Annotated in this window: 8 protein-coding genes and 1 pseudogene; 6 read left to right on the top strand and 3 right to left on the bottom strand. The window is 56.1% G+C overall.

Annotated elements, in window-relative coordinates:
- Positions 1-186 precede the first annotated feature (186 nt).
- The 6 genes from SMC3_RS01640 to SMC3_RS01615 all read left to right on the top strand — a co-directional run bounded on the left by SMC3_RS01640 (position 187) and on the right by SMC3_RS01615 (position 6,079).
- Positions 187-981, top strand: a complete 795-nt coding sequence (locus tag SMC3_RS01640) for an MIP/aquaporin family protein (protein WP_119089745.1) — start codon at positions 187-189, stop codon at positions 979-981.
- Between the two features lie 26 nt (positions 982-1,007).
- Entirely contained in the window at positions 1,008-2,507 is a 1,500-nt protein-coding gene (glpK, locus tag SMC3_RS01635) for a glycerol kinase GlpK (protein ID WP_119089744.1), read from the top strand.
- 138 nt (positions 2,508-2,645) lie between these two features.
- Complete coding sequence (locus SMC3_RS01630) at positions 2,646-4,136, top strand: NAD(P)/FAD-dependent oxidoreductase (RefSeq protein WP_119087886.1); 1,491 nt, start codon at positions 2,646-2,648, stop codon at positions 4,134-4,136.
- Positions 4,136-5,410 carry an NAD(P)/FAD-dependent oxidoreductase gene (locus SMC3_RS01625; RefSeq protein ID WP_165846501.1) on the top strand — a complete coding sequence of 425 codons (1,275 nt, stop codon included), beginning with the start codon at positions 4,136-4,138 and terminating at the stop codon, positions 5,408-5,410. Before SMC3_RS01630 ends, SMC3_RS01625 begins: the two co-directional genes overlap by 1 nt.
- A 10-nt stretch (positions 5,411-5,420) precedes the next feature.
- Positions 5,421-5,804, top strand: coding sequence for a DUF1667 domain-containing protein (locus SMC3_RS01620; RefSeq protein WP_119087885.1), 384 nt, complete (start codon positions 5,421-5,423; stop codon positions 5,802-5,804).
- 8 nt (positions 5,805-5,812) lie between these two features.
- A complete protein-coding gene (locus SMC3_RS01615) occupies positions 5,813-6,079 on the top strand; it encodes a hypothetical protein (protein ID WP_119087884.1) in 267 nt (88 codons plus the stop codon).
- A 176-nt stretch (positions 6,080-6,255) separates the two neighbouring features.
- Here the strand turns inward: SMC3_RS01615 and SMC3_RS01610 are convergent, their stop codons facing one another.
- The 3 genes and pseudogenes from SMC3_RS01610 to SMC3_RS01600 form a co-directional block, all read right to left on the bottom strand.
- Positions 6,256-7,455, bottom strand: coding sequence for a BMP family lipoprotein (locus SMC3_RS01610; RefSeq protein WP_119089743.1), 1,200 nt, complete (start codon positions 7,453-7,455; stop codon positions 6,256-6,258).
- 122 nt (positions 7,456-7,577) lie between these two features.
- Positions 7,578-9,164, bottom strand: coding sequence for a BMP family ABC transporter substrate-binding protein (locus SMC3_RS01605; protein WP_207799620.1), 1,587 nt, complete (start codon positions 9,162-9,164; stop codon positions 7,578-7,580).
- A gap of 94 nt (positions 9,165-9,258) precedes the next feature.
- Positions 9,259-10,648, bottom strand: a pseudogene (locus SMC3_RS01600) (bifunctional metallophosphatase/5'-nucleotidase).
- Positions 10,649-10,853: the final 205 nt, after the last annotated feature.

Below are 10,853 nucleotides of genomic sequence, written 5' to 3'. Positions count from 1 at the left end.
TCAGTGTTTCCCCGGTTTCAGGGTTTCAGAAGCCCTGGGTGCTGGGTACTTATAGCAGGTGATGTCTGAAAGGAAAGGGGGTGAACGGGAGATCGACGTTGTTGACAGATAGTTCACATCTCCAAAATGTTTGGCGATTGGGTTTCTACAAGTAGTACTATCCCTGCACGTAAAGGAGACAGCAGAATGAAGAAGCACGGTCTGTTTGGAGAGTTAGTCGGTGAAGTATTTGGAACCTTTATCCTGATTCTGCTCGGCGACGGCGTAGTCGCCAACGTTGGTCTCGCCCCCCGCCTTGCTGCTGGTGGCTATAACTGGAATACCATTACAATTGGTTGGGCAATGGCTGTCATCATCGCCGTATACGTCTCTGGTGGCGTTTCCGGTGCGCATCTGAACCCGGCTGTTACCCTTGCCCTGGCCGTAAAGCGTGGTTTTTCATGGGCAAAGGTCATTCCATATTGGATCGCCCAGATGATCGGCGCCTTCCTTGGCGCTTTCGGCGTATACCTTGTCTACCTTGATGGCCTTAAAGCTGCCGGCATGCCCAACGTATGGGCCACCGGGCCTGGTTCAGTCTTTGGCCAGACGTTCTGGGGAGCTGGAGCTGCTACAGCAGCCGGCCCCTACAGCTTGCTCGTTGCCTGCATTGCCGAAATCTTCGGGACCGCCATCCTGCTCTGCGGTGTTCTTGCATCTGGTGACGCCAAGAACATGGGTCTTAAAGACAACCTGGGCGCCTTGATCGTTGGTGGCGCCGTTCTTGCCGTCGGTCTCTCTCTCGGTGGACCGAGCGGCTATTCTATCAACCCAGCTCGTGACCTTGGCCCCCGTATCTTCGGTGCCATTGTCGGAACGAAGGGTCTCTTCACCGGCGCCTACTGGCTTGTTGCACCTGTTCTTATGCCCTTGATCGGTGGCGTCCTGGGTGCCTTGGCGTACGATACGTTCATCACTCCAAATCTCCCCGAGAAGAGTTAACAATAGTTGACAAAGGAGAAATCATCATGGCAAAGTATGTAGGAGCAATAGATCAGGGTACGACCAGCACTCGGTTCATGATCTTCGACCATGCTGGACAGGTTATCGGTATCGATCAGAAAGAACATGAGCAGATTTTCCCCAAGCCCGGCTGGGTCGAACATGACGCAATGGAAGTCTGGGCATCCGTTCAGACGGTTATAGCTGGTGCACTTGCAAAAGCACATATCGATGTTAAGGATCTCGCAGCAGTCGGCATCACCAACCAGCGTGAGACCACGGTGGTCTGGGACAAGAACACTGGCAAGCCGATCCACAATGCTATCGTATGGCAGGACACACGTACTGACCTCATCTGCAATGAGCTGGCAAAAGTCGGTGGACAGGATCGCCTTCGTGCCAAAGTGGGACTCCCCCTGGCCACGTACTTCTCCGGCCCCAAGGTCAAATGGATTCTTGACAACGTTCCTGGCGCCAGAGAGAAGGCCGAGAAGGGCGAACTGTATTTTGGCAACATGGACAGCTGGGTCATCTGGAACCTGACGGGCGGAATCAAGGGCGGCGTTCATGTCACCGACGTGACAAATGCCAGCCGCACTATGTTGATGAACCTCGAGACCCTTGACTGGGACGAAGAGAACCTCAAGTTGATGGGCATTCCGCGCTCTATGCTCCCCGATATCAAGGCCTCTTCAGAAGTCTATGGTACAGCCGTTGGTGTACTCGCAGGCGTTCCTGTTGCCGGTGACCTTGGCGACCAGCAAGCAGCGCTCTTTGGCCAAACCTGCTTTAGCGCGGGAGAAGCCAAGAACACCTACGGTACCGGCTGCTTCATGCTGCTCAACACCGGCACCAAGCCCGTTCCTTCCAAGAACGGTCTGCTTACCACACTCGGCTACAAGATCGGCAAAGAGCCCGCCGTGTACGCCCTTGAAGGTTCCATCGCCATCACAGGCGCTCTGGTTCAGTGGCTGCGCGACAACCTCGGCCTGATCCAGAAATCCTCCGACATCGAGGCCCTGGCCAACACGGTCGAGGACAACGGTGGCATCTACTTCGTACCCGCATTCTCCGGCCTCTTCGCCCCGTACTGGAAGAGCGACGCTCGTGGTGTCATCGTCGGCATGACCCGTTACGTCAACAAGGGTCACATCGCCCGCGCCGCACTCGAAGCGACTGCGTATCAGACTCGCGAAGTCCTCGAAGCCATGAACAAGGACTCCGGCGTTCCGCTTACCGCACTCAAGGTAGACGGCGGCATGGTGTTCAACGATACATTGATGCAGTTCCAGTCGGACATCCTCGGCGTTCCCGTCATCCGCCCGAAGGTAGCCGAAACCACCGCTCTCGGTGCTGCCTATGCAGCTGGCCTTGCAGTCGGTTTCTGGGCCAAGGTCGAAGATCTGCGCGCTAACTGGGGCGTGGACAAGACTTGGGAGCCCAAGATGGACAGCGCCAAGCGCGCCACGCTCTTTAACGGCTGGCTTGAAGCTGTCAAGCGCACGTTCGGTTGGGTAAAGCAGTAGAACTATTGCTGTAGGCTTCTCGTATTCGAAACGAGCCGCGACCGGCGGTCGCGGCTCGTTTTTGTCTGGGCAGAGTCTATCAACGATGTTGGACTCTATTTTCTAGAATTACGATACTGAGCAAAAGGAATGGCGACAATGGCGGACAAAAAATACGATGTCATCATCATAGGCGCGGGTGTGGTCGGGAGTATGGTGGCCCGGTTTCTCTCGCGCTACAAACTTGATATCCTTCTGATTGAAAAGGATTCCGACATCGGCATGGGTGCCTCCTCCGCGAATACGGCGATTATCCATGCCGGTTATGACCCCAAGCCAGGTACTCTGAAGGCCGAGATGAACGTTGTGGGAAACCAGATGTTTGATCAGCTGGCAGGCGAACTCAACTTCACCTTTGAGAGGCGCGGCGACTACGTCGTTGCTATAGGACAGGAAGAATTTGGCAAGCTTGAGAGTCTGCGGCAGCAGGGACTTGAGAATGGGGTTCCCGGAATGGTCATACTCAACGGTGCAGATGTTCGCCGACGGGAGCCCAACATCAATCCCGAGGTAAGCGGTGCTCTCTGGGCCACTACCGGCGGTATCTGTGACCCCTTTGGCGTTGTGATTGCCGCTGCGGAGAATGCCGTCGTCAACGGGGTCACCCTTATGACCGACACGGCATTTCAGGACTTCATTATGGATGGAAAACGCATCGTCGGCATCAAGACAAACCGCGGCGATTTCATGTCTCGCTGGGTTGTCAACAGTGCAGGCATGTATTCTGATATGGTGATGCACAAGGCTGGACTGCGGCCGGAGTTCAAGATTACGCCTCGAAAGGGCGAGTATTACGTCTTCGACAAAGCCGAAATCACCATCAATAACGTGCTTTTCCCGGTGCCGTCTGCAACCAGCAAGGGTATTCTGGTTACCACAACTGTGCATGGCAATACCATCATAGGACCGAACGCCCTGGAGATAGATGACAAAGAAGACCGCTCCATCACCCGTGAAGGATTGGATGAAATCTGGCAGGGGGCTGTCAACTTGGTTCCCTCGCTCAGTCTACGATATTCGATAGCCGAATTTGCTGGACTCAGGCCGGGAGGAAACGCCCCGTGCGCCAACCCCGACGTCAAGTACAACAAGGATTTCATCATTGAGATTCCCAAAGAGGTCGAGGGATTGGTCAATCTTGGCGGCATCGAGTCGCCGGGACTTAGCTCGTCTCCTGCCATTGCCGTGCGGGTCGTCGAGCTGCTCAAGGGCGCTGGTGAGAACTTGGAGGAGAAGCCGGATTGGAACCCCATACGCAAGGCTCGTCCGCGCTTCCGTGACATGTTGCCGATTGAGCAGAAGTTGCTCATAGAGAACGATCTGAGCTATGGACGCGTCATTTGTCGCTGCGAAAACGTCACCGAGGGCGAAATCGTGGCCGAAATACATGCACCCATACCCGCGCGCACCTACGATGCCATAAAGCGGCGCACCTGGCTGGGTACGGGACGCTGTCAGGGTGGTTTTGATACTCCGCGTGTCGTCGAGATTCTTGCCCGCGAACTGGGTGTCTCCCCGCTCGAAATCACCAAGAAGGGTAAGGGATCAGAATTCCTTGTCCGGCCGACCAAGGATAAGGAGGTAGAATAATGTTGAAGAAAAAGTACGACGTTATTGTCATAGGCGCCGGCCCTGCCGGTCTGGCTGCAGCCATAGAAGCCAAGAAGACGGGTGCGCAGGATGTGCTCGTCATCGAGCGGGCACAGGAGCTGGGTGGGATTCTGCAGCAGTGCATTCATAATGGATTTGGCCTCCAGACATTCAAGAAGGACCTGACAGGTCCTACCTATGCGCAGCGTTTTATCGATGAGCTTGCAGGGCTTCACGTTGATACGTTGCTGGATGCGATGGCACTCAATGTGACCAGCGAAAGGCATGTGTATGTGACGAGTCAGTCGTCCGGTTTTGTCGAACTGGACACGAGGGCTCTGGTGCTGGCTATGGGCTGCCGTGAACGAACGCGGGCACAGATTGCTTTGCCGGGAACAAGGCCGGCGGGCGTGTATACCGCGGGAACGGCCCAGCGCTTTGTTAATATCGAAGGCTTCATGCCTGGCAAGTGCTTCGTGATTCTGGGCTCGGGCGACATCGGTATGATCATGGCACGCAGGCTTACCTTTGAAGGTGCCAAGGTAGAACGAGTGCTGGAAATCATGCCCTTCCTGACCGGCCTGACGCGCAACTATGTGCAGTGCCTTTTGGACTACGATATTCCACTGCAGTTGCACCATACGGTCAAGCGCATTATCGGCAACGACAGGGTAGAAGCGATAGAATCGGTTCAGATCGATGAACACCGCCAGCCAATGCCGGGCACCGAGGAGACCATTCCCTGTGATACACTGTTGCTTTCGGTGGGTCTCATCCCGGAGAATGAACTTTCGCGCAAAGCAGGCGTTGCACTTGATCCCGTCACCGGTGGACCATTTGTCGATGAAGAAATGCAGACCAGTGTACCGGGCATTTTTGCCGCGGGCAATGTGGTACATGTCTACGACCTGGTAGATTGGGTGACTCAAGCTGGGTTGTTATGCGGGCGGAACGCGGCGCAATACGCCATCACTGCGCGCAAACACGACGGCCGACGGGTAAGGATGAAAGCTGGAGAGAATGTTCGCTACGTCATCCCTCATATTTTGGACAAGGAAAGTCTTGCGGAATCGGCTCAACTTTTACAGATGAGAGTGACACTGCCGATCGAGGCACCCGTCTGGGTTGAAGTCATGAACGGCGAAGAACGCGTGACCAGAAAGGCGGAACTCTACGTGCGCCCGGGCGAGATGGTCAATATCGACCTTCCACAGTCTGCCTACGACGCGGTGCAACGCGCGTCCGAGCTGAGTGTGCGAGTCGTCAGGCGATAAGGAGACTGATATGACGCAGGAACAGAAGAAGCTTATCTGCATTACATGTCCAAGGGGCTGCGCCTTGGTTGTGACAGTGGAGGGTGAGACCGTCATCAAGACGGAAGGGAACAGTTGCAAGCGCGGTGTCGACTATGCGACGGGGGAGCTGAAGGACCCGAGGCGCATGGTGACGACCACGGTCAGGGTAAAGGGCGGCGTACATCCTCTTGCCCCAGTCTACACCGAGTCGCCGATTCCCAAGCCACGTATTTTTGATCTACTGGCCGAAGTCCGGAAGATCGAGCTTACGGCTCCCGTAAAGTTTGGGGACGTCGTCATTGAGAACGTGCTCGGTACTGGTATCAACGTTCTGGCGAGCAGGAATATTCCGGCAAAAAGCGAGACATCATAGGAACTGACATGGCAAAAGACCTGCAGAAAGATAAAGGAGTCATTGTATCACCAGAAACACTGACACCCACTGTCGAGCCGAAGCCTGGGCTGAGTCACAAGAGGCAACCACGCTATTGGGTCAGACTCGCAGTATTCCTTGTGCCACTTATCCTCAGCGAGATCATGTTCTGGCACGTTGGAAGAACATGGAACCTTGTGATATTTCCAGTAGCCTGGGTAGCCTACTTCTACTTCCAGATGAAGCGGGGCGGGTGGAACGTTTTCAGACCCTGAAAATATGTAGCCAGTACCTCAACTGCTTTCCTTTTTCACATCGCCCCGGGCTTAACCCACCTGGGGCGTTTCCTTCTTCTGGGCTTATCCCCTCTTCGCCGTTCAAATGAGAGTGTCCGCAAATGGAAAACCCCCGGCGTGAAGCCGGGGGTTGGTGGTTTGCTCTGAAACAGATGCTAGAAACCAGTCGGAGCGATCCAGGCTGGAACTGCCTTCGGGTCGGTCGGCGGAACGATGGTGCCGGCAATGATGTCCGCACGAAGGGTGTCAATCTTGGCAATCTGGTCGGCGGACAGGACCTTGGCAACGTTATCCTGGGCCCAACCCACACCACCGTCGGTCAGCGACAGAGTGACGACTTCTGACTTGAAGGTGTCGTCAACAACGGACTTGATGGCCGTCCATGTAGCAAAGTCGACGTGCTTGATAGCACAGGTCAGCGTCCCTGCGGGATACAGGTTCGGGTTCTTGCCCATGTCGACATCACAACCGATGCCCCACAGACCCTTGTCAGGTCCGCCGGCTTCCTTGAGGGCTTCGAACATACCGTTGCCAGTGGCTCCGGCAGCGTGGAACAGGATGTCGCACTTCTGAGCGATCATTGTCTGGGCAATAAGCTTGCCGGCGGGCTGGTCGCCGAAGCTGCCAGCGTACACGTCGGCCACGTTCTTGCCTGCAGTGCCATAGGCGGTCGGGTTCGTGGTCTTGATGCCGGCCATGAAACCTGCTTCATAGCGCTGGACAGCGGGAACGGGCATACCACCAATGAAACCGATCTTGTTGGTCTTGGTTGCCATGCCGGCGATGGCGCCGACAAGATACCCGCACTGCTCTTCCTTAAACAGGTAGTCGACAAGGTTGGGGAGGTTAGGGAGAGGTGCAAACGTCGTGGCGTCGGAGGGAACGGCGTCGATGAGCATAAACTTGACATCCGGATGATCCTTGGCGACCTGGTATGTGGCGTCAGCAAGCATGAAGCCGACAGCGATGATCATCTTGCAGCCCTCGTCCTCGGCAAGCTTGGTGAGGTTGGGGACGTAGTCCGTCTGTTCCTTGGACTCGAGCACGACGGGGGTGATGCCAGGGAGCGGAGCAATGTTCTTGTCGGTAAGGTCAGGGGCGTTGTCGGCCAAAGACTGTGCATAGTCTGCATCAGACATGTCAGTGTAGCCACCACCCTTGACGAAGGACTTCTTGGCAGCCCAGATCTCGAGGCCGCGCAAGGCGGAATCGTTGAATGACTGGTCGCCACGGCCACCGACATCGGTGACAAGGCCAATCTTGATCTCGTTGGCAACCGGCGTGGCCTTCTTGCAACCGGTGAATACGGAGGCAGCAAGAGCCAGAATCAGTACAACAGACAGCAGTTTTCTCATTTGTTCTCCTCCAGAACAGAATAGCCTAACAGTGAGTATTGTAGCACAAATACATGATCCATGTCTCGACACAAAACCCCCGGCGTGAAGCCGGGGGTTGGTGGTTTGCTCTGGAACAGATGCTAGAAACCAGTTGGAGCTGTCCAAGTTGGGACGGCTTTGGGGTCTTCGGGAGGAGTGATCTTGCCGTCGATAATGTCCTGACGAAGGGTGTTGATCTTGGCAATCTGGGCGGCAGACAGGACCTTGGCAACGTTATCCTGGGCCCAGCCCACACCACCATTGCGAAGAGACAGGGTGACGACACCAGGAGTGAAGGTGCCGTAGATGATGGACTTGACGGAGGCGTAAGTAGCAAAGTCGACGTGCTTGATAGCACAGGTCAGCGTGCCCGCGGGATACAGGTTCGGGTTCTTGCCCATGTCGACATCGCAACCGATGCCCCACAGACCCTTGTCAGGTCCGCCGGCTTCCTTGAGGGCTTCGAACATACCGTTACCAGTGGCTCCGGCAGCGTGGAACAGGATGTCGCACTTCTGAGCGATCATTGTCTGGGCAATAAGCTTGCCATGGGGCTGGTCGCCGAAGCTGCCAGCGTACACGTCAGCCACGTTCTTGCCTGCAGTGCCATAGGCGGTCGGGTTTGTGGTCTTGATGCCGGCCATGAAACCCGCTTCATAGCGCTGGACAGCCGGAACGGCGATACCACCGATGAAGCCGATCTTGTTGGCCTTGGTTGCCATGCCGGCGATGGCGCCGACAAGGTATCCGCACTGCTCTTCCTTGAACAGGAAGCAGACAAGATTGGGCAGGGTGGGCAGAGGGGCAAATGTTGTGGGGTCAGAGGGCTGGGCATCGATCAGCATGAACTTGGTCTGCGGATGCTCCTTGGCGATCTGATAGGTGGCGTCGGAAAGCATAAACCCGACAGCGATGATGAGCTTGCAGCCCTCGTCCTCGGCAAGCTTGGTGAGGTTGGGGACGTAGTCCGTCTGTTCCTTGGACTCGAGTACGATGGGGGTGATGCCTGGGATCGGAGCAATACCCCGGCTGCTGAGGTCAGGAGCGTTGTCGGCCAGGGACTGCTTGTACGCGGCATCAGTCATGGCAGCATATCCGCCGCCCTTGACGAAGGACTTCTGGGCAGCCCAGATCTCGAGGCCGCGCAAGGCGGAGTCGTTGAATGACTGGTCGCCACGGCCACCGACATCGGTGACAAGGCCAATCTTGATAGTGCCCGTGACAGGAGCCTTAGAATTGACGGTGACCGTGCGGGCGGTTGCATTCCAGGCGACGTTCAATCCGGACTTCTCAGAAACGAAGCGAATCGGAATGAGCGTGCGGCCTGCCTTGGAGATGTAGGCAGCTGCATCCATGAGGGCCGCGTCACCGTTGATCTTGACAGACTTCTGACCAATGATGAACTCAAAGGACGTTGCGCCGAGGAGGACGGCAACTGTCTTGGTGGCGGGGTCATAGTTGACGTCGGCGCCAAAAGCCTCCGACACCACACGGATCGGCACAAACGTGCGGGAGCTTGTGATCTCCGGGGCCTGATCGCCCACCTTAGCAGCCCCATTTAACGTGTAATTGACCTTGCCGACCGTCAGAACGAGAGTGGTCGTCGTTGCAGCAGTAGCAGTGGATACACCAGCAGTGAGCCCAGCAATCATTGCCAGGACGAGGACAAGCGAAATAAGTCTCTTCACGTTTCCCTCCATAATTGGATGTCGTACATCTTGGGGCACATGTCAACGCTCCACCTATGAGCCTAACCATAACACGTCTTCGGTCAAGACTGGTTTAAAGATACTGGAGACGGCCCTCCACCTCGGCGTTCACGTTCTGATGGTTGCGCAGGTACTCCTCGACGACGTCCCGCCCGGACGTGGCAAGCAGGCGGGGCTGCTCCAGCTGTGCCAGTTCCTCGTTTGTCAGCTGCAGCCCGACGGTCGAGTTCTTGTAATGGTACCCCTGCAGGCAGATGGAGTACCGCGAGGAATCGTCGATGGGGACGCCGTTCAGGGCCAGCGACACCACTTCATGTTTCGCCAGGTCGTAGACCGCCTTCACGCCTTTGTTCACCTGGTAGTATTCGCCCTCGCCATTGCGGTTCTCCGGTCGCATGAACCCGGCGAATGCATGCTTGAGTTGTGCGCCGGTCACCGTGAACCGGGTGATGGAGTCATCGTAGGGAAACAGCGCCAGGTAGTCGCCCAGCGTAACGATGGGTCCCAGTTCCGTCTTTCGGATACTGCCGCTGCCGACAAAGGCGACATCGACACCGGTTGTTTCCTGGGTCGCGTCGGCAAACAGGTTCCCGAGTTCCGTCTCGCGCGCGCGATCTGGGTGCGTGAGCGTGCGTGTGAACTTCGAAATGATGCTGCCGTATTTTTTGTCGACAATGTCTTTGAACCCGCCGATGAAGGCCGTGAGCTTTTCGTCGGGTTGGCAGTGGATGTTGTCGATCGGGACCAGCTTCCAGGTCCAGTCGACGATGCTGTTGGTGTCGTCGTCCACCGTGATGTCGAACCGTCCGATCTGCTCGGTACCGACCCCGGCCTGCGCTATCAGGATGTTGTTGACGACGGCAGGCTGCTCCAGGATCGTGTGGCTGTGCCCACCGATAATCATGTCGACGCCCCACGCCGGATCCAGCAGGCCCGCAAGCTCCTTGTCGGAATCGAAGCCAATGTGGGTCAGCAGGATCGTCAGATCGATGTCATCGTTCTTATAGGCGTTGCAGATCTTCCCGACTTCGGAAGCGGCTTCCTGCAGCGTGATAAACGACGACAACATGTTGTCGGTCTTCAACATGTCCATGACTTTCTCCGTGATGATCCCGATGAACAGGATGTCGAAGCCGTCGACGTTNNATCTTCTCCAGAAATAGCAGGTGGGGCAGTCCATAGTCGAACTCGTGATTACCCAGCGAGACGACGTCCGGCGACAGGTAGTTCATGAGTTCCATGGTGCTGATACCCTTGTATTCGGCGTCGATGAGCGATCCCTGCACCATGTCGCCCGCAATACAGTAAATGACATTCTTTTCCTCGCTTCGGACCTCGTTGATATATCCCGACAACAGCGACAGGCCGCCAATCAGGTGACCCTTCTCGCCGCGCATCTCTGCGAGGAAATCGCCGTGCATGTCGTTGCTGTGCAGGATCGTGAATCGCTTCCTGATACCCATGCTGGCCTCCTGATGGTAAGGGTGGTGGTAATTCTTGCCGACATTCTCGGGAAGAGCGGTTTCATGTCAAGCCCGTGCCACCGATTATGAAGATTTGCCATTCGATGGAGTCGCCGCAGGCCACGTAACCATTGCCACGGCCACATGGTTGCGTAGTATTGATCAAAAGGACTGGAGGTGGCTGTGGCGACAATACAGGACTTTG

It is taken from the genome of Candidatus Cryosericum hinesii, from assembly GCF_003570985.1.
In the GTDB taxonomy this organism is placed as follows: domain Bacteria; phylum Caldisericota; class Caldisericia; order Cryosericales; family Cryosericaceae; genus Cryosericum; species Cryosericum hinesii.
The sequence above is the reverse complement of the archived record's forward strand: the minus strand, read 5'-3'. Positions and strand labels throughout refer to the sequence as shown.

Bases quoted from the DNA above. Each gene is read 5' to 3' on its own strand.
- SMC3_RS01640 (WP_119089745.1), top strand. From the start codon at position 187: ATGAAGAAGCACGGTCTGTTTGGAGAGTTAGTCGGTGAAGTATTTGGA.
- glpK (WP_119089744.1), top strand. From the start codon at position 1,008: ATGGCAAAGTATGTAGGAGCAATAGATCAGGGTACGACCAGCACTCGG.
- SMC3_RS01630 (WP_119087886.1), top strand. From the start codon at position 2,646: ATGGCGGACAAAAAATACGATGTCATCATCATAGGCGCGGGTGTGGTC.
- SMC3_RS01625 (WP_165846501.1), top strand. From the start codon at position 4,136: ATGTTGAAGAAAAAGTACGACGTTATTGTCATAGGCGCCGGCCCTGCC.
- SMC3_RS01620 (WP_119087885.1), top strand. From the start codon at position 5,421: ATGACGCAGGAACAGAAGAAGCTTATCTGCATTACATGTCCAAGGGGC.
- SMC3_RS01615 (WP_119087884.1), top strand. From the start codon at position 5,813: ATGGCAAAAGACCTGCAGAAAGATAAAGGAGTCATTGTATCACCAGAA.
- SMC3_RS01610 (WP_119089743.1), bottom strand. From the start codon at position 7,455: ATGAGAAAACTGCTGTCTGTTGTACTGATTCTGGCTCTTGCTGCCTCC.